General features: G+C 52.8%; 15 protein-coding genes. 6 read left to right on the plus strand and 9 right to left on the minus strand.

The genetic code is table 11. From position 1 onward, the window contains the following. The first annotated feature begins 518 nt into the window (after positions 1-518). Together WCT94_RS08840 and WCT94_RS08845 are read left to right on the plus strand one after the other, a co-directional pair. Entirely contained in the window at positions 519-2,054 is a 1,536-nt protein-coding gene (locus tag WCT94_RS08840) for a methyl-accepting chemotaxis protein (protein ID WP_336869141.1), read from the plus strand. 180 nt (positions 2,055-2,234) lie between these two features. Continuing rightward, positions 2,235-2,591 carry a FlxA-like family protein gene (locus WCT94_RS08845; protein WP_039465980.1) on the plus strand — a complete coding sequence of 119 codons (357 nt, stop codon included), beginning with the start codon at positions 2,235-2,237 and terminating at the stop codon, positions 2,589-2,591. Positions 2,592-2,683: 92 nt separating this feature from the next. Here WCT94_RS08845 and WCT94_RS08850 read toward each other — a convergent pair whose 3' ends face one another. The 5 genes from WCT94_RS08850 to WCT94_RS08870 form a co-directional block, all read right to left on the minus strand. Next, positions 2,684-2,905 (minus strand): DUF3820 family protein, encoded by a 222-nt coding sequence (locus WCT94_RS08850; RefSeq protein WP_336869143.1) that lies wholly within the window; start codon positions 2,903-2,905, stop codon positions 2,684-2,686. Positions 2,906-2,908: 3 nt separating this feature from the next. Further along, positions 2,909-4,963, minus strand: a complete 2,055-nt coding sequence (gene ligA, locus WCT94_RS08855; protein ID WP_336869144.1) for an NAD-dependent DNA ligase LigA — start codon at positions 4,961-4,963, stop codon at positions 2,909-2,911. A 126-nt stretch (positions 4,964-5,089) separates the two neighbouring features. Further along, on the minus strand, positions 5,090-6,526 hold the full coding sequence (gene hldE, locus WCT94_RS08860) for a bifunctional D-glycero-beta-D-manno-heptose-7-phosphate kinase/D-glycero-beta-D-manno-heptose 1-phosphate adenylyltransferase HldE (protein WP_336869146.1): 1,437 nt from the start codon (positions 6,524-6,526) through the stop codon (positions 5,090-5,092). A 131-nt stretch (positions 6,527-6,657) separates the two neighbouring features. Then, on the minus strand, positions 6,658-9,513 hold the full coding sequence (gene glnE, locus WCT94_RS08865; protein WP_336869147.1) for a bifunctional [glutamate--ammonia ligase]-adenylyl-L-tyrosine phosphorylase/[glutamate--ammonia-ligase] adenylyltransferase: 2,856 nt from the start codon (positions 9,511-9,513) through the stop codon (positions 6,658-6,660). Between the two features lie 52 nt (positions 9,514-9,565). Then, positions 9,566-10,903, minus strand: coding sequence for a CYTH domain-containing protein (locus WCT94_RS08870; protein ID WP_336869148.1), 1,338 nt, complete (start codon positions 10,901-10,903; stop codon positions 9,566-9,568). A gap of 321 nt (positions 10,904-11,224) precedes the next feature. On the opposite strand from WCT94_RS08870, the gene WCT94_RS08875 reads away from it, so the two are divergent. Further along, positions 11,225-11,845, plus strand: a complete 621-nt coding sequence (locus tag WCT94_RS08875; RefSeq protein WP_110162488.1) for a TIGR04211 family SH3 domain-containing protein — start codon at positions 11,225-11,227, stop codon at positions 11,843-11,845. A gap of 108 nt (positions 11,846-11,953) precedes the next feature. Then, positions 11,954-13,198 (plus strand): multifunctional CCA addition/repair protein, encoded by a 1,245-nt coding sequence (locus WCT94_RS08880; RefSeq protein ID WP_336869149.1) that lies wholly within the window; start codon positions 11,954-11,956, stop codon positions 13,196-13,198. 63 nt (positions 13,199-13,261) lie between these two features. Here WCT94_RS08880 and bacA read toward each other — a convergent pair whose 3' ends face one another. Next, positions 13,262-14,080 carry an undecaprenyl-diphosphate phosphatase gene (gene bacA / locus WCT94_RS08885; RefSeq protein WP_110162486.1) on the minus strand — a complete coding sequence of 273 codons (819 nt, stop codon included), beginning with the start codon at positions 14,078-14,080 and terminating at the stop codon, positions 13,262-13,264. Between the two features lie 270 nt (positions 14,081-14,350). Continuing rightward, positions 14,351-14,704: a bifunctional dihydroneopterin aldolase/7,8-dihydroneopterin epimerase gene (folB, locus tag WCT94_RS08890; RefSeq protein ID WP_015841556.1), complete on the minus strand. Its 354-nt coding sequence runs from the start codon at positions 14,702-14,704 to the stop codon at positions 14,351-14,353. A gap of 107 nt (positions 14,705-14,811) precedes the next feature. Between folB and plsY the strand changes: the two genes are divergently transcribed. Further along, positions 14,812-15,447 (plus strand): glycerol-3-phosphate 1-O-acyltransferase PlsY, encoded by a 636-nt coding sequence (plsY, locus tag WCT94_RS08895; protein ID WP_110162485.1) that lies wholly within the window; start codon positions 14,812-14,814, stop codon positions 15,445-15,447. 241 nt (positions 15,448-15,688) lie between these two features. Here the strand turns inward: plsY and WCT94_RS08900 are convergent, their stop codons facing one another. Beyond that, complete coding sequence (locus WCT94_RS08900; protein ID WP_336869152.1) at positions 15,689-17,275, minus strand: methyl-accepting chemotaxis protein; 1,587 nt, start codon at positions 17,273-17,275, stop codon at positions 15,689-15,691. A gap of 248 nt (positions 17,276-17,523) precedes the next feature. Between WCT94_RS08900 and ppa the strand changes: the two genes are divergently transcribed. Continuing rightward, entirely contained in the window at positions 17,524-18,054 is a 531-nt protein-coding gene (ppa, locus tag WCT94_RS08905) for an inorganic diphosphatase (RefSeq protein ID WP_110162483.1), read from the plus strand. A 111-nt stretch (positions 18,055-18,165) separates the two neighbouring features. Here ppa and WCT94_RS08910 read toward each other — a convergent pair whose 3' ends face one another. Beyond that, a complete protein-coding gene (locus tag WCT94_RS08910) occupies positions 18,166-18,525 on the minus strand; it encodes a gamma-glutamylcyclotransferase family protein (protein WP_110162482.1) in 360 nt (119 codons plus the stop codon). Positions 18,526-18,527: the final 2 nt, after the last annotated feature.

The raw sequence follows: 18,527 nt of genomic DNA on the forward strand, positions 1-18,527 counted from the left end.
CAAAGAAAAAATAAAAAAAAATTAACAAACCATTCTTCTTAGCTTCAATTTCATTGATTCAAAAATTCCCTTTAAGAATAATCCCTATTTACTCACCACCTATTCTTAATCATTTTTTTACCAATTATTTATTGCCAATAAAATGAATCAATTGACAGGTAATCGTCCCCATCATAAATTTACGCGTGCTGAAAAAGCGTGCTAACACTGATGACATATTTGTTACAAAAATACAGTTACAAAAACTCCATCACGCACAATATAGGGTCAATAGCCTGCTCATAAATAATGTCTGGCATTATTTTATATAAATGAGTGAGCGCCCAAAAATTTTCAGTATACCTATTTGAATAACTTGAATATTTACACAGCAATATGCCTGACAGATTTCACGGGATGTACCACGCGGCAGCGACACAGCGTTTTAGCTTCTGTAATAATCAGAACGACTGAAACGAGGAAAGCGACCAGTATGGCTGAACCTGGGACTGAGCGGGATACGTACGCCGGGGTTTCTCATGAGAGTGAATACACCTGTTACACAGCAGGAGTATCTGTTAGACATGGACACCATATTGATGTCCACGACAAATATTCACAGCCACATTACTTATGCCAACTCTGCCTTCATTAAGGTTAGTGGTTTTTCTGAAGAGCAGCTCATCAACCAGCCACACAATATTGTGCGTCACCCTGACATGCCCGTTGAAGCCTATGCCGACATGTGGTTTACGTTGAAACAAGGCGATAGCTGGACAGGGTTAGTGAAAAACCGCCGCAACAACGGCGACCACTACTGGGTTCGCGCCAACGTTACGCCGGTCTACCAGCAGGAGCATCTCGCGGGCTATATCTCGGTACGTAACACGCCCAGCGCCGAAGAGATCAAATCTGCCGAAGCGTTGTATAGCGCCGTGCAGAAAAAACAGGCGGGCAACCGCAAGTTCTACAAAGGGCTGGTGGTTCGCACCGGACTCTTTTCGCCACTGTCGCTATTGCAAAAGTTATCAGTCCGCTGGCGCTTACGCATCGCGGTATTGACGGCGGGGCTCATTCCCACGCTGCTTGCTTTCAGCGGCATGAATCCGCTGTGGCTACTGGCACTGGCGCTGTTACTCATTGTTATCCTGGATCAGTTGCTGCAAAAGCAAATCGCACAGCCCATCGGGATGATACTGAAGCAGGCTCAGCATGTGGTCTCAGGCCGTAAAGTAAAGCATATCCATCTGAATCGGGTAGACGAAATCGGTTTGCTACTGCGTTCCGTTAATCAGTTTGGCCTGAATTTGCATTCGCTTGTTGATGACGTCAGCACGCAGGTAAACGGTATTACCAACGTCAGCCATAAGCTGGCGGAAAACAATATCGACCTGAATACGCGTACAGAAGAAACATCGGCAAACCTGCAACAAACCGCCGCCGCCATTGAAGAAATTACCGTTGCCGTGCAGCAGAGTGCTGAAACGGCGGCACAGGCCACCACAATGGCTGAAGCCGCCAGCAGTACCGCGCTTAAAGGTGGCAATATCATGAAGGAAACCATCGGCATGATGGATTCCATTTCCAGCGCTAGCGACAAGATCGTTGATATCATTGGCGTGATAGACAGTATTGCCTTCCAGACTAACATCCTTGCACTGAATGCGGCGGTTGAAGCCGCGCGGGCTGGCGTACAGGGGCGGGGGTTTGCCGTAGTGGCCGCCGAAGTGCGCAATTTAGCACAGCATTCCGCCTCTGCGGCCAAAGAGATTAAAGCACTCATCGACGCCAACGTTGAAAGCGTGAAACAAGGCAGCACAATGGTAGAAAACGCGGGCAAACATATCAGCGATATCGTTGATGAAGTCTTGCAGGTCTCCACCATGATCAAAGAGATCAGCAACGCAACGCATGAGCAAACCTCGGCATTGGGCCTGATCAACACCTCTATTGCACAGATAGAACAAATGACACATCGCAATACTGATATGGTTACGCATTCAACAGAAGCCGCTGAAGGGCTAAACCTTCAGGCAAGGCGGCTGAATAGCGCGATTAACGTGTACGGTAGCTAACGAACGTCATCTTTCTCTCCCTTTCCTGGCTGATACATTTTGTTACATGAGCTGTCAGGAAAGTGAGTATTTCATGCTTCATTGCCAACAATATCCCCTTCGAGAAAGTGCTTAAATTACCGATATAACGGCTTGTACCCCGAATAATTCGGGTATATCGGCATCTTTTCAGGAGGGAAAATGTCAAACACCATCAGCAGTATCAGCGTATCGACAACAACAGCAAGCAGCAGTAAAAGCAGCAACACCTCAGAGCAACAGATTGCACAGCTAACCAAGCAGGTTCAGGCGCTTACCAAACAGGTAAGTAAACTGACCGAATCGGCCTCCAGCGCAGAAAGCGATGATGAACGTAAACTGATCGAACAGCAGCAGCAGGCCATTCAAGCGCAAATCCAGGCGTTACAGGCACAAATTGCCCGCTTGCAGAGTGAAAAATCAGAACAGCAGTCTGATTCCACCTCTTCGACTCAAAGTGCTAAACAAGAAGGCGTTAACCGCCCGACAGCAGATAACCAGATTAATATCTACGTCTAGTCTGCGTCAGGGATGGGATAGCCGGTAAATGTAAAAGGTCGCTTGATTGAAGCGACCTTTTTTCATCAGAAGTTACCGCAGGAAATGGATAATCAGGAACGGGGCCGCTTCAGCGGTGTTACCAACCCTTGCAGACACTCTATCTTGATTGCCAGTGTAATTTGCATCAATTCCCCTAAGCGACCGTTAGGAAATTCGTCCTTGCGGGAGAACCACAACAGGTACTCCTCAGGCAAATCAATCAGCACTCGTCCTTTGTATTTACCAAAGGGCATTTGCATCGTGGCAATGTCTATCAGGTCTTCTTTTTCCACCGCTTACTCTCCCAATAGTCGGATCATTTCCGCCTCGTCGATCACCGGGATTCCCAGCTCCTGCGCTTTTGCCAGCTTAGAACCTGCGGCTTCGCCGGCGATCACCATATCGGTTTTCTTCGAGACGCTGCCACTCACTTTTGCTCCTAACGCCGTTAGCCGATCTTTGGCTTCGTCACGGGACAAAATGCTCAGCGATCCGGTCAATACCACCGTTTTCCCCGCGAATGGGCTGTCGATCTCTTCAGCCTTGACGACCAGAACCTCAGGCCAGTGAATGTTTATGCCAGCAGGATCGGTCAGTTCGCGAATAACGGTTTGGTTATGCTCTTCCTCAAGGAAATGACGTACATGTGCGGCAACAACTTTACCGACATCCGGCACCGCCAGCAGAGCTTCTTCATCGGCAGCAAAAAGTGCTTCCAGCGAACCAAAATGGGCAGCCAGATTGGCAGCGGTAGATTCACCAACGTCACGAATCCCCAGAGCATACAGGAAGCGCGCCAGCGTAGTGCTTTTCGCCTTTTCCAGCGCATTGACCAGATTCATCGCTGATTTCGGCCCCATGCGATCCAGCCCTGTCATGATCCCAGCGCTCAGGCGAAACAGATCGGCTGGCGTCTTGACGTACTCTTTTTCCACCAACTGATCGATGATCTTATCGCCCATACCTTCAACATCCAACGCACGGCGAGAAACAAAATGCTTCAGTGCTTCTTTACGCTGGGCACCACAGATCAAACCACCGGTACAGCGCGTAACGGCCTCCCCTTCTACGCGTTCAACGTCAGATCCACACACGGGACAGGCCGCAGGGAAAACGATCGGTTGTACCGTTTCTGGCCGTTCAGATTCCACGATGCCGACGATCTGCGGGATCACATCCCCCGCACGACGCACAATCACGCGATCGCCAATCTGCAAACCTAACCGCTCAATTTCATCAGCATTGTGCAATGTCGCATTGCTGACGATGACCCCAGCTACGGCGACCGGTTCCAGACGCGCGACTGGCGTAATCGCCCCTGTGCGCCCAACCTGAAACTCGACATCACGTACCCAGGTCAGCTGTTCCTGCGCCGGGAATTTAAAGGCTACAGCCCAGCGAGGCGCACGGGCAACGAACCCTAACCGCTCCTGCAGTTCCAGAGAGTCAACTTTGACAACGACGCCGTCGATATCAAAGCCTAACGAACTGCGGGTTTGTTCGACCTGACGATAAAAATCGAGCACCTCAGCTGAACCGGTACAGAGCTTGATTTTGTCACTAACCGGCAGTCCCCACGCTTTGAACTGCATCAGCCGTTCCCAGTGGCTGGCAGGTAATTCACCGCCTTCCAGTAGACCAACGCCATAGCAGAAGAAGGTCAGTGGACGTTTAGCCGTAATACGTGGGTCAAGCTGGCGCAGCGATCCGGCGGCAGCATTACGCGGGTTGGCAAAGACTTTACTTCCCGTACGGCGAGCCTCTTCGTTCAGCTTTTCAAAACCGCTGTGTTTCATAAACACTTCACCGCGCACTTCGACACGGCGCGGGATGTTGTCACCTTCAAGGCGCAACGGAATCGCCGCAACGGTACGAATGTTACTGGTGATATTTTCCCCGGTCGTGCCATCCCCGCGCGTGGCCGCCTGTACCAGAACACCGTCTTCATACAACAAGCTGACCGCTAAACCATCCAGCTTTAGCTCACAGCAGAATGTCAGATCGTCACCGTTTTTCAGCCGGTCGCCAATTCGCTTGCTGAAGGCCAGGTAGCTCTCTTCATCAAATACGTTATCCAGCGATAACATCGGCACTTCATGGCGTACCTGTTCAAACGCTGCCAGCGGTGCCGCACCCACGCGCTGCGTGGGAGAATCGCTGGTCACCAGCTCAGGGTGATCCGCCTCTAACGCTTTCAGTTCCTGCATGAGTTTGTCATATTCGACATCAGGAATTTCGGGCGCATCTTCAACGTGATATTTGTATTCGTGATGGCGTAAGACCCGGCGCAACTCCGCTACCCGCAGTGCAACCTCATTCACTTCGGCTGGTTCTTTCTTCACTGGTTTCATACCTGTTTTATCTGACGTGTCGCCCTGTCGGCGTTATGATTCTCGCCCGTGATGTGCCAGAGCGAGAATCATTAGCTTGCGGTCTGAACGGCGTCATGATGATTCAAGCGCCGTCAGTTTTATTTTTTAAGGTTTAGACGCGTTGGCTTTAATCGTGTTGATGATGTTCGTTGTGGAGCAGCCGTCCTCAAAGTTCAGGACTTTCACTTCACCACCGTTAGCCCAGACCTCTTCACTACCGGCGATTTCATGTGGCTGGTAGTCTCCGCCTTTCACCAGAATGTCCGGCAGAATGCTGGCAATCAGGCGCTGCGGCGTATCTTCTTCAAACGGCACAACCCAGTCGACGGCTTCCAGCGCGCCCAGCACGATCATCCGCTGCGGCAGCGGGTTGACGGGACGCGTTGGCCCCTTCAGGCGTTTGGTTGACGCATCGCTGTTGACTGCCACAATTAACCTATCGCCAAGTTTGCGGGCATTTGCCAGGTAAGATACATGTCCAGCATGCAGAATATCGAAGCAGCCGTTGGTCATCACAATCTTTTCGCCACGCTGGCGCGCCAGTTCAACGGCCTTTTTCAGCTGTTCTTCTGTCATCACGCCAAATCCGGTGTCGGCACGGCCACGGATAGCATTTTCCAGCTCAATCGGCGTGACCGTTGATGTGCCCAGCTTGCCAACGACGACGCCTGCAGCAGCATTCGCCAGGAAGCAGGCCTCTTCCAGCGGATTACCTGCCGCCAGCGCAGCGGCCAGCACACCAATGACGGTATCGCCCGCACCAGTCACGTCGTACACTTCCTGCGCCTGCGTAGGCAAATGCAGCGGTGCCTTGCCCGGCTGTAGCAGCGTCATCCCTTGCTCGGAACGGGTAATCAGCAACGCGGACAGATCGTAATCGGCCACCAGTTGCATACCGCGCTCAACCAGCTCGTCTTCCGTTTTGCAACGCCCTGCGACTGCTTCAAACTCAGACAGGTTCGGCGTCAGCAATGTCGCGCCACGGTAACGGGCAAAATCCGTGCCTTTCGGGTCGATCAACACCGGAACGCCCGCGGCTTTTGCCGTCTGAATCATGGTTTGCACATGCGCTAATGCGCCTTTTGCATAGTCAGACAGCACCAGCGCACCAATTTTTGGCAGCGCCAGTTGAATACGCTCGATGATCGGCTGAGGATCAATTCCCTCAAAGCCTTCCTCAAAATCCAGTCGGATCAACTGCTGATTACGTGACAGCACGCGCAGCTTGGTGATCGTCGGGTGCGTAGGAACAGCGACAAAATCGCACTTCACATTCACTTCGCCAAGTTTGGCATTCAGGGCGCGAGCGGCATCATCAATGCCAGTTAATCCCACCAGACGTGATCCCGCGCCCAATGCAGCGATGTTCATTGCGACGTTCGCCGCGCCGCCTGGGCGCTCTTCGATCGTATCCACCTTGACCACAGGCACGGGTGCCTCTGGTGAAATTCGGCTGGTCGGCCCATACCAGTAACGATCCAGCATGACATCACCGACCACTAATACACCCGCTTGACGGAAATCAGGCAGCGTCACTTTCATCCTCTACTCCAGGCTTATTTCGCATAATGCGCGTAATAATATCATAGGCACGTATCATACACGCCACTGCTGCGCGGCTCTTTGCTGAGCATGTGGTAGCATAACCCATCATCATATAGTCAAGGGGAAACCTAGGCTCCCACTAACCACTTATTCCAACTCACCAGCACCTGTTCCCGCTCTGCAACAAACCGATCCTTGCTGACCCGGCCGGACAGTTCCTGCAAGGCCAGATGGTGCAGTTCGTTGCGCATGGTGACGTAGGCTAGCTTGAGCGCATTGGCTTCGCTCTCTTCCATCACGCCATACTGCGCCATCAGTTCCAGAATGCGCACATTGTCTGACCAGCGGGTCAAACGCGGTTCCTGAGCGGCGTAACGCAGCACCAGATACTGGGCAATAAATTCAATATCTGTAATGCCGCCCGCATCCGTTTTGATATCAAAGAGCGCTTTATCTTTGTTCGCCAGATGCTGACGCATTTTTTCCCGCATTTCTCGCACTTCAGTCCGCAGAGTATCCGCATCACGCTCTGCACACAGAATGCCGCGGCGAATAGACTCAAAGGTCTGCTGCACGCCGCTTTCGCCGTACACCATACGCGCACGCACCAGCGCCTGATGCTCCCACGTCCACGCTTCATTGCGCTGATACTCATCAAAGGCTTCAACCGTACTCACCAGCATACCCGCCGCGCCCGATGGCCGCAGACGGGCATCCACTTCGTACAAAATGCCTGATGACGTCCGGGTGCTAAACAGGTGCATTACACGCTGTGCGAGGCGCAGATAGAACTGGCGGCCATCAATACTGCGTTCGCCATCCGTCATCACATCCGACGGGCAGTCCAGCAAGAACACCAGATCCAGATCGGAGCTATACCCCAGCTCCCAGCCGCCGAGCTTGCCATAGGCAATAACGGCAAACCCACGGCCTTCACGGTGCTGTAAATGGGACGGCTGGCCGTAACGCGCCACCATCTGTCCCCACGCTTGCTGAACCACTGCCGCGATAATCGCTTCCGCCAGATACGTTAAGTGATCGCTCACTTTCATCACGGGCAGTACGCCACCGATATCCCCTGCGGCGATGCGCAGTTGCTGCGACTGTTTAAACTGGCGAACCGCTTCCAGTTGCTGTTCTTCATCATCCTCAGGTACGCGCATCAAATACTGACGTAGCTCATCGGCATACGCGCCCGGTGCCGTCGGCTGATACAACGTTGACGCATCGAGCAATTCATCCAGCAGCAGAGGGTAGCGTGCCAGCTGGCTTGCCACCATTGGCGACGCCGCGCACAGGCGAATCAGTTGGCCGAGCGCAGCGCGAGACTCCAGCAGCAGTTCAAGATAGGTGGTGCGTGTGACAATCCCCAGCAGCAGCGGCGTCAGACGAGACAGCACCGTATCCGCTTCCTGACGAGCGCAGACTTCCGCCAGCAAACACGGCATGAGCTGATCCAGCACGTCTCGCCCGCGCGGCCCTATCGTGCGTTTCGCCACATCGTGACGGAATTCCACAATCGTCCGCATCAGCTTTTCACGCACGCTTTCCGAGAGATGCGGCGTCAGCGGAGCCAGTTCACCGTCATCCAGCGTATCCTGCCATAGGCTGCTATAGCTGCTATGTTCGGGGATATCATTATTGTCCGGCGCATCATCGCCAATCAGATCGTCAAATACGTGGCGCACAGCCTGCATATGCTCTGAAAGCCTGGATTGCAGCGTGTCCCAACTGTCGCATCCCATTCCCCATGCCAGACGCTGCTGGTTCAGTTCATCACCCGGCAGCGTTTGCGTCTGCTCATCGGCAATGGCCTGCAACAGGTTCTCTAGGCGGCGCAGAAACAGGTAAGCAGTGCTGAGATCGAGCACCTGTTGCGGCGTTAATAACCCCAGCGCCCCTACATGCTGGAGCGTAGGTAGCAGCGAACGTCCCTGTAATCCCGGTTCACGTCCGCCACGAATCAGTTGGAAAACCTGCGTAATAAATTCGATTTCGCGAATCCCACCGGCACCCAGTTTGATGTTGTTGCGCAGATCCCGGCGACGCACCTCGCGGGCAATCATACTCTTCATATTCCGCAGCGACTGGATCACGCTGAAATCGATATAGCGGCGGAAGACGAAGGGTTTCAGCGTGCTACGCAGTTCCTGACTGTAAGCATCGTCCATTCCGCCCATCAGGCGCGCTTTGACCATCGCATAGCGTTCCCAGTCGCGGCCCTGTTCCTGATAATAATCTTCCATCGCCGCAAAACTGAGCACCAGCGGGCCGCTGTCACCAAAGGGACGTAGCCGCATATCCACACGGTAAACAAAACCATCAACGGTCGGCTGATCCAGCACCTTAATGAGTCGCTGCCCCAGACGCGTGAAGAACTGTGCGTTATCCAGCTCGCGCCGTCCGCCTTGTGTATGACCATTTTCGGGATAGACGAAGATCAGATCGATGTCCGAAGAAAAATTAAGCTCTCCCCCGCCCAGTTTTCCCATGCCAAGAATCAGCAGAGGCTGCGCCACACCCTGCGCATTGCAAGGTGTCCCCCATTCACGGCAACAGGCCTGATATAACCAGCTTCTGGCCGCCACAATCACCACCTCAGCCAATTCACTCAACTGACGCAACGTGTGTTCCGTGGTACTGGTTTGCAGCGCCTGCGACCACGCAATTCGCGCCAACATATGGCGACGAAACCGACGCAATGCCGCCATCAACGCATTTTCATCATTAACATCGGCCAGAGCGTTACTTAACCAGTCGGCGTAGTGCTGCCACTCTTCGGGCTGCGGCGGTTGCTGATGAATCCTTTGCCACCAGTCAGGATGCAGCGCAAGCGCATCGCTGACAAAATCGCTCAATGCCAAAACAGCGGCGTCGCTGTCCGTTATCGGTTCATCAGGTGCGGCTTCCCGCAAACGCGAGAGCGCACGTTGAGATTGTTCCGTCAGAAGCAAAGGTAAAGCAGGCAAAGGAAGTATCGGCATGGGGGTTCCCTTGATGCGCCGCCTATCCTCACTGACAAGCGGCAGTTAACGGTTACTGTGACTGTCCGCCGCTATGTAGCCAGAACGGAGACAAGGCCAGCGCCTCTTTACGGTAGGCTTCCAGATACACGGAAGGCGCCTTTCCGGCAGCAAGCCGCTCAATTTCCTGAAGTAAGATCCGCCAGTGTTCAATGTAGGCTTCCACCTGTTCCGCCGGATACGCGCCGGACAAGAGAAGGAAAGCGCAGATACTACGTTGCAGACGAGGGATTTGCTGTTCGTACTGAATTTCCGTCAACTTAGAAGAAAAGGCGCTTTTCAGATCCGCTGTGCTGCGGCTTAGCATAATGTCGGCAAAGCGTTTGAACGAACCCTGTAGCTTAATGCGATCTTTATTATCCATATGGTCACGCCAGCCAGACTCGATCAGCCAGGAAGTCAGTACCAACTTACTTTGCAGGTAGTCGACGCTGTAGCACACTTCCGCGCCATCGGCGCTTTGTAGTCGGGCTTCCAAAGTGGCAAGTGCAGAGCGAAAAAGCGTAGTGACCTTGCGTAACACAACGCCCCCTACGAGCACCAGCATTTCGCGCATTAACGCACTGGCTTCTGGCAGGGCTTCACGGGCAGAGGCATTTCCTCTTACCCACAGTTCTTCGTGGTATTGCCAGTGACTCACCCCCAGTTCCAGCGCCGCGCGGATGGCCTGGTCGATATTGGTTTTTGGATCCACGACCAATCGATTGAGAGGCAGACATTCACGAACGGGATTACCTTTAGCCAGATGGTATCCACGCGCCGCCTTACTCAGGCTACCCTGCCGCATACCACCAAATTCTGCGATTTCCTTTGCCAGTTCCAGTAGGTGCGTAGTCTGACCAATCTTAAGTTCCATCTCCAATTCGCACAGCGGTTCACTCAGGTCGCCAGCACGAATTTCACCACGATCTAACGCAACTTCAATCACGCTTTGATAGTAAGTAAATACCCACTTTTCACGCGTAAAATCTGTGCTAAACAGCGGCTTGAGCGATGATTGCAGCGCCTCAACATCGCAATCCTCCGGCCAGACTTCCGCCGGAAACAGGCTGAGATCCAGCTCGGCTTTCTCCAGCTCAACATTATATTCAGGGTGTTGATGCAGCCCGCCAATCACCTTACCGGCCGTTTTCGCCGTCATTTCGTAGCGTTCATTTTCGCCGCGAATACGCAGGCCGATGCCATTACGGCGCAGGTAATTATCCGCCGTTTCATAATAGGTATTGCTCAGACGCTGAGCGCGCATGTGCTCATACTGACTGTAATCACTCTCCCAGTCAGCCAATTGCGTCAGCAGCGATTCAACGCTGTCGGGATGAACAATAAACTTCAGCTCAATTTCTTCACTCATAGCATTCACAACACCAAAACTGCATTCATTATCCTGTCAGTAAATAACATTTTACTTCAGCTTACTACTCTTACCGCACACACTCTTTTTCACCTGCGAACAAGCGCGCATTTCTTATGCAAACCAGCCATCGTCTAAGCGGCTTTTCACGCTAAAACACGCCGCGCGCCGCCTTATAAGGACCGATCCCAGTGAACGTTATTGGGGATGAAATGGCCCTCATACGCAGGTTCTAAGACAGTTCTCATTTCGGTTTATACATTGCCTCGTCAGACTTAAGCCTCTACTATCAGACCACCATTAACGCAACATGATGATCTTATGCAGAAATTAGGCTTACTCTGTTTTACTTTATTTTCTCTCACGCTGAGTTGGACCGCACAGGCGGAAGAAAAACGCTATATTTCCGATGAGTTATTGACGTATGTCCACAGCGGCCCAGGCAATCAATATCGTATCGTCGGCACACTGAATGCGGGTGCAGAGGTCACGTTGCTCAGCGTTAATGAAAACGCGGGCTATGCGCAGATCCGTGATGACAAAAACCGCACCACCTGGATTCCTCTTGACCAGCTTAGCAATACGCCGAGCCTGCGCACGCGGGTGCCGGAGCTGGAAAATCAGGTCAAAGACCTGACGGACAAACTCAATAATATCGATCAGACCTGGAACCAGCGCACCGCTGATATGCAGCAGAAAGTCGCTGCCAGCGATGGCGTTATCAACGGATTACGTCAGGAAAATCAGGATCTGAAAAATCAGCTTATCATTGCGCAGAAGAAAGTCAGCGCGGCGAATGTCCAGCTTGATGATAAGCAGCGCACCATCATTCTACAGTGGTTTATGTACGGCGGCGGCGTTGCTGGCATAGGCTTGCTACTGGGTCTGCTGCTGCCACACATCATCCCTCGCAAGAAGAAAAATGACCGTTGGATGAGCTAATCGAAATAAGTGCCTGCTTCTTGCAGGCATTTTTCTTTGCAGCCAACGCGGGGACGCAAAGATGGTAGTATGTGGTGAAATATTGGTTATTGATTCAGGAGCCCGACGTTGAAGATTTACCTTGTCGGCGGCGCTGTTCGGGACAGCCTGCTGGGTTTACCCGTCACCGAGAAAGATTGGGTGGTGGTCGGCGCAACGCCGGAGAATCTGCTTACGCAGGGCTACCAGCAGGTTGGAAAGGATTTTCCCGTTTTCTTACACCCCGTTAGCCGCGATGAATACGCACTCGCGCGTACCGAGCGCAAATCCGGCAAAGGCTATACCGGTTTTGTCTGCCATGCCGCGCCCGATGTCACGTTAGAGCAGGATTTACTTCGCCGCGATTTGACCATCAATGCCATTGCCCGCACCGAGCGGGGAGACCTTATCGATCCTTATCATGGTCGTCGCGATCTTGAGAATCGCGTACTGCGCCACGTTTCCGACGCGTTCAGCGAAGATCCGTTACGGGTGCTGCGCGTTGCCCGTTTTGCCGCGCGTTTTGCTCATCTCGGCTTCCAGATTGCAGAAGAAACCATGGCGCTGATGCAAAAAATGGCGCATGAGGGCGAGCTGGCTTACCTGACGCCAGAGCGGGTCTGGAAAGAGACGGAAAAAGCGCTTGGCACCTCATCGCCAGATGTCTATTTTCAGGTGCTGCGTGACTGCGGCGCACTGGCCGCGCTGTTCCCTGAAATCGATAACCTGTACGGCGTGCCGGCTCCCGCCAAATGGCACCCGGAAATCGATACCGGCATTCATACTATGATGACAGTGGCGATGGCCGCGCGCCTCAGCCCTGAGATTGACGTACGCTTTGCTACGCTGTGCCACGATTTAGGGAAAGGGCTGACGCCTCCCGAACTGTGGCCGCGGCATCACGGGCATGGGCCGGCGGGGGTCAAACTGGTCGAAGCCCTGTGTCAGCGCCTGCGCGTGCCTAACCCGATTCGCGATCTGGCGAAACTGGTTGCCGAATATCATGACCTGATTCATACCGTGCAGGTGTTGCAACCTAAGACCCTGCTGAAGCTATTTGATGCCATTGACGTCTGGCGTAAGCCGCAGCGTTTGGAGCAGTTAGCGCTCACTAGCGAAGCCGATGCTCGAGGGCGGGCGGGGTTCGAAGATACGCCTTATCCGCAAGGCGACTATCTGCGTGAAGCCTTCCGCGTTGCCAGCCTGGTTAGCAGTGCGGATGTCGTCGCCGACGGTTTTAAAGGTATTGACGTGCGTAATGAGCTGACACGGCGCCGCACTCAGGCATTGGCAGACTGGAAAGCACAGCAGCCTGATGCCTCAGCCCCATCCTGAAACAAAGAGGCCACGCTAATGCGTGGCCTCTTCTTTATCTAACGACTCCCGACACTCTCAGTCTTACATAAACACCATGTAAACGACGCCCGCGACGATAAAACGGTAAATCGCAAACGGGACAAACGAGATGCGTTTGATGATTTTCAGGAAGGTTTTAATCGCAATCAGCGCCACGATAAACGCCGTCACAAAACCAACAGCAAACATCGGTACATCGGACAGCGACAGGAAATGCCAGCTTTTATACAGATCCAGAACGGTCGCGCCCATCATCATGGGAACCGCCAGAATAAAAGAGAACTCGGAAGCCGCATAGCGGCTGACGCCCACCAGCATCCCGCCGGAAATGGTCGCGCCCGAACGTGAAAAACCGGGCCACAGCGCCAGACATTGAAAACAACCAATCATAAATGCCTGACGATGCGTGATGTCATCCAGCCCGACGGCGCGCGGTTTTTTAGGCTTGAACCATTCCGCCGCCAACAGCAGGAAACCACCGACAACCAGCGCATACATCACGTTCTGTGGGTAAAACAGCGATTTGATCACGTCATGAAAAACCAGCCCCAGCACCACAGCGGGAATCATCGCCAGTAAGATGTGCGTCAGTTTCAAACGACCCGCCGTATTCCCCTCATGCGGGACTTCACCGAAGTGAATCCCAATCAGACCAAAGAGACGGCGCCAGAACATCACGACAACGGCCAGAATCGAGCCAAGCTGAATAATCACTTCAAACGTCTTGGCTTTCTCATCAACAAACCCTAACCAATGACCAACAATAATCATATGCCCCGTAGACGATACGGGCAAAAACTCGGTCAGTCCTTCGACCACGCCAAGAATAAATGCGATTAGCAATGAATGCAGGTCAGTCATCTAAAAATCCTTGCCTTAATAAAAACGAAAATTCAGCCCATAAAAAAGCGGCCGCGTACTTTCGCGAGCCGCTACATACCCTAAATAATTCGAGTTGCAGGAAGGCAGCAAGCAAGCGAGTCCCGATGAGCTTACTCTGGTAAGTGATTCGGGTGAGTTCACGCAGCCAACACACATGCAGCTTGAAGTATGACGGGAATAACTGGCTTATAGACTGTTTAGGTTACGGTTTAGTTGCATGTAAATCAGTATTTTTCTGTTAAATAAGATTTATCGCGCGCCGCGTTCAATAATGACGCCAACCTGACGCGCCTGCGCCACCGCGCCCGGCTTGCTGAGCTTGATCCGCAACCAGGGTATCGAGAAGCGCTGCATCAGCATGTGGGCGACTTCTTCAGCGACGCGTTCCACCAGCGCAAAGCGCTGGTTTGCCACATGGGCAATCACCGCCTCGCTGACATCCGCATAGCTCAAACAGTCATTAACATCGTCACTGGCGGCTGCCTGACGGTTGTCCCAGCCCATTTCGATATCGAACACCAGTTTCTGCTGGATAGTCTGTTCCCAATCGTAAACACCAATAGTAGTGATTACAGTAAGTTCTTCAATAAATACGATATCCATCACGCCATTCTCTGTTTTTGTCGCTGTCGGATACCACTTCCGACGGAATGTGCGTATTATCCACAGATGAGAAGAGTAAAACGACCCTTATTAAACGGAATGGCGTTATGAGTGTTACCGCGCTTGGTATGATGTTAATCGCGTATCTGTGTGGCTCTATTTCCAGTGCGATTTTGTTTTGCAGAATTGCTGGGCTACCTGACCCGCGTCAGCATGGTTCCGGGAACCCCGGAGCGACTAACGTATTGCGCATTGGCGGCAAGGCTGCCGCTGCGACCGTATTGGTGTTTGATGTCCTGAAAGGCATGCTGCCAGTCTGGGCCGCTTACGCGCTGGGCGTTCCCCCGCTGTATCTCGGGTTAACCGCCATCGCTGCTTGCCTCGGCCATATTTATCCGGTCTTTTTCCACTTTCGCGGCGGCAAAGGTGTGGCAACGGCTTTTGGCGCCATCGCACCAATCGGCTGGGATCTGACGGGTCTGATGACCGGCACCTGGTTACTCACCGTCCTGCTGAGCGGTTATTCCTCACTCGGCGCCATCGTCAGTGCGCTCATCGCGCCGTTTTATGTCTGGTGGTTCAAGCCGCAGTTTACGTTTCCCGTCGCGATGCTCTCTTGTCTGATCCTGATGCGTCACCACGACAATATCCAGCGCCTATGGCGCGGACAGGAAAGTAAAATCTGGAACAAGCTGCGTAAGAAGAAACAGCCAGAAGACGAACAAACGCCCCCCGAAGCATAAGGCAAAAAAATTCCCGTTTTCACGGGAATTTTTTTATGAAAGATCCCCCTAAATAATTCGAGTTGCGTGAAGGCGGCGACGCAGTGAATCCCCAGGAGCTTACACAAGTAAGTGACTGGGGTGAGCGAGGACAAATCGGCTTAGCCGATTTGAACGCCGCTTGCGGCGGCCCTTAAGGGCGAGGCTCAGAGATGAGCCGAGTATTGCCAACGCACATGCAGCTTGAAGTATGAAGGGGGAATTAGAATCGGCCGATGGCGGCAAACGCCTGCGACTGCACTTTAAACTGTGCCATACTTTCCGCCAGCAGACGCGCCTGATCTTCCAGTGAACGCGTGGCAGCGGCGGACTCTTCGACCAAAGACGCATTTTGCTGGGCGACTTCATCCATCTGCGATACCGCCAGATTCACCTGCCCAATACCATTGCTCTGCTCACGCGTTGCCGTTGAAATCTCACGCATCAGGGACGTTACGCGCGCCACGGCGTCAGAAACGTCATTCATCGTGTCACCCGCCATTTTTGCCATCACGGTGCCTTCATTGACACGGCTCTGCGATTCTTCCATCAGCGTTTTAATCTCTTTAGCCGATTGCGCACTGCGCTGCGCCAGATTGCGGACTTCACCCGCTACCACAGCAAATCCCCGCCCTTGCTCACCCGCACGTGCAGCTTCAACCGCCGCGTTCAGCGCCAGAATATTGGTCTGGAACGCGATACCGTCAATCACCGCCAGAATATCGGCAATACGTTCTGAGCTGCTGGAGATCATCTGCATTTTCTCAATCATGCCGCCCACGGTCTCGCTGCCTTTATTGGCGATATCCGACACATTTTGCGCCAGCGTATGCGCTTGTTCCGCACTCTCCGCATTCAGCGCTACCGTGGCAGTCAGTTGCTCCATACTGGCGGCGGTTTCTTCCAGCGATGAGGCTGACTCTTCCGTACGCGCAGCCAGATGGGTATTGCCAGAAGACAGTTCGCGCGTGCCGACGTCAATCTGCATACCGGCATCACGGACGCGCCCCACAGCGGTTGCCAGTGAAGACTGCATTGCCTGCATCGCCTGAATCAGGCGGCCAATTTCATTATTACCGCCCCCGGCGATGCGCTGGGTCAAATCACCGCGAGCAATAAATTCCAGCTGGGCGACCGTCTCTTCAAGCGGAGACAGGATAGAACGCTTCAGCGCAATCCAGGCAGCCAAGACCAGCAGCAGAACGACGACACAGGCAATACCAATGATCGTCAGGCGCTCGAACGCAAAGCTCTCGGCTTCTGTGAGCATGTTTTCCCCCACTTCCAGGCCGAAGTCGCGGAATTCGTTCGCCACCTTATCCATCTTAACGCTGAGCGGCGGCAGCACGTCTTGCAGCAGCACATAATAAGCGGCAACATCGCCGCGTTTCAGCGCATCGACCATCGGCTGAACGCCAAGATTCATGTATTGCTCATAGTTGCTTTTAACTTCTGCCGCCATTTTGGCACCGCGCTCCGTTACGGTGCCGTAGGAAAGAAAGCGTGCCATTTCTTTTTGAGAGAGCGCCGTGTAGGCTTCTGCCCGCGAGACCGATGCATTCGCGAGATCGGTCAGCCCACTTTCCATCTGACGAGCGGCCAACGCCGCGCCCGTTCTGGCACGCAGCGACGCGGTATAGCTCCCTGCCAGCGCCGTCACTTCTTTGCCCTGAATTTTGTCGATTGTGGTCAGCGACGTAATTCCCTGATTGATTGAGGTAATACCAATTCCGCAGACCAGCAATAACAGCAGTACCATCGTTCCTAACAAAGCAATCAAGCTCGTCTTGATTGTGATGTTTCTTAACATTTTTATTTCCCTGATATTACAAATGATAAATAAATGCGGAGAAATGCTCCACATAACGTGATCTCGATCATGTTCCTATCGGTAACAAGCCTGCTTTCTTTAAAGAAACTTTAGTAACGAAAGTATTTTTAGTTAAACGACTCATACGAGCGCCTGGCGTCTCGCCACGCTAAAAATCGGGGACATTAAACGCTTTTTGGCTATAATGACGGCCACGCTATTTCAGGTTTTAAGAGAAGGAAACTGACATGAGTCTGAACGATGTTCCGGCAGGTAAAGATCTGCCAGAAGATATCTATGTAGTGATTGAAATCCCTGCGAATGCCGATCCAATCAAATATGAAATTGATAAAGATACCGGCGCGCTGTTTGTAGACCGTTTCATGTCTACCGCCATGTTCTACCCGTGCAACTACGGCTACATCAACCACACGCTGTCTCTGGATGGCGACCCGGTTGACGTTCTGGTGCCAACCCCGTATCCGCTGCAGCCGGGCTCAGTGATCCGTTGCCGTCCTGTTGGCGTGCTGAAAATGACCGACGAAGCGGGCGAAGATGCCAAGCTGGTTGCCGTTCCGCACAGCAAGCTGACCAAAGAATACGATCACATTAAAGACGTTAACGACCTGCCTGAGCTGCTGCGTGCACAGATCGGCCACTTCTTTGAGCACTACAAAGATCTGGAAAAAGGCAAGTGGGTGAAAGTTGAAGGTTGGGATAACGCTGAAGCGGCAAAAGCCGAGATCGTTGCTTCCTTCGAGCGCGCGAAAAACAAATAAGCGCCACGCGATATGCATGAAAACCCTTAGGGCTCAAGATATCGCACGATCAAAAACACCGCCTTACGCGGTGTTTTTATTTATGACCCTGACTTGATTGGCGACTCGACCTCAAGCCTCTTCTTCATCTTCTTCATTACGCTTCAACCAGTCACCGCTGGCTATACGCGTCAGCCCGACAACAGAGTGTTTGTACAGATAGATCCAGGCACTGCCCAGAGGTGTGGAAATCAGCTCACGTTGGTATTCGTGACCGTCCCGCTTTAAGGCATCCAGTTCCGTCAATATCGATGAACTAATGCGATAAACCTCACAATGGATTTCGCCATCACCAGGTACTACTGCCGGATAATGGCCGAGATCGTACAGCTCGAAACCTGCGAGCTGACAATCCCCTAGCCATTGCGCATTTGTCATCCAATGACTATTTCCCTGTTTGCGTCGTAAACTGCCGTAAACAATAATTCGCATCG

The organism is Pectobacterium sp. 1950-15 (genome assembly GCF_037136835.1).
Taxonomy (GTDB): Bacteria; Pseudomonadota; Gammaproteobacteria; order Enterobacterales; family Enterobacteriaceae; genus Pectobacterium.

Bases quoted from the DNA above. Each gene is read 5' to 3' on its own strand.
- WCT94_RS08840 (WP_336869141.1), top strand. From the start codon at position 519: ATGAGAGTGAATACACCTGTTACACAGCAGGAGTATCTGTTAGACATG.
- WCT94_RS08875 (WP_110162488.1), top strand. From the start codon at position 11,225: ATGCAGAAATTAGGCTTACTCTGTTTTACTTTATTTTCTCTCACGCTG.
- WCT94_RS08845 (WP_039465980.1), top strand. From the start codon at position 2,235: ATGTCAAACACCATCAGCAGTATCAGCGTATCGACAACAACAGCAAGC.
- WCT94_RS08870 (WP_336869148.1), bottom strand. From the start codon at position 10,903: ATGAGTGAAGAAATTGAGCTGAAGTTTATTGTTCATCCCGACAGCGTT.
- bacA (WP_110162486.1), bottom strand. From the start codon at position 14,080: ATGACTGACCTGCATTCATTGCTAATCGCATTTATTCTTGGCGTGGTC.
- ppa (WP_110162483.1), top strand. From the start codon at position 17,524: ATGAGTCTGAACGATGTTCCGGCAGGTAAAGATCTGCCAGAAGATATC.
- hldE (WP_336869146.1), bottom strand. From the start codon at position 6,526: ATGAAAGTGACGCTGCCTGATTTCCGTCAAGCGGGTGTATTAGTGGTC.
- WCT94_RS08900 (WP_336869152.1), bottom strand. From the start codon at position 17,275: ATGTTAAGAAACATCACAATCAAGACGAGCTTGATTGCTTTGTTAGGA.
- plsY (WP_110162485.1), top strand. From the start codon at position 14,812: ATGAGTGTTACCGCGCTTGGTATGATGTTAATCGCGTATCTGTGTGGC.
- glnE (WP_336869147.1), bottom strand. From the start codon at position 9,513: ATGCCGATACTTCCTTTGCCTGCTTTACCTTTGCTTCTGACGGAACAA.
- WCT94_RS08910 (WP_110162482.1), bottom strand. From the start codon at position 18,525: ATGCGAATTATTGTTTACGGCAGTTTACGACGCAAACAGGGAAATAGT.
- ligA (WP_336869144.1), bottom strand. From the start codon at position 4,963: ATGAAACCAGTGAAGAAAGAACCAGCCGAAGTGAATGAGGTTGCACTG.
- folB (WP_015841556.1), bottom strand. From the start codon at position 14,704: ATGGATATCGTATTTATTGAAGAACTTACTGTAATCACTACTATTGGT.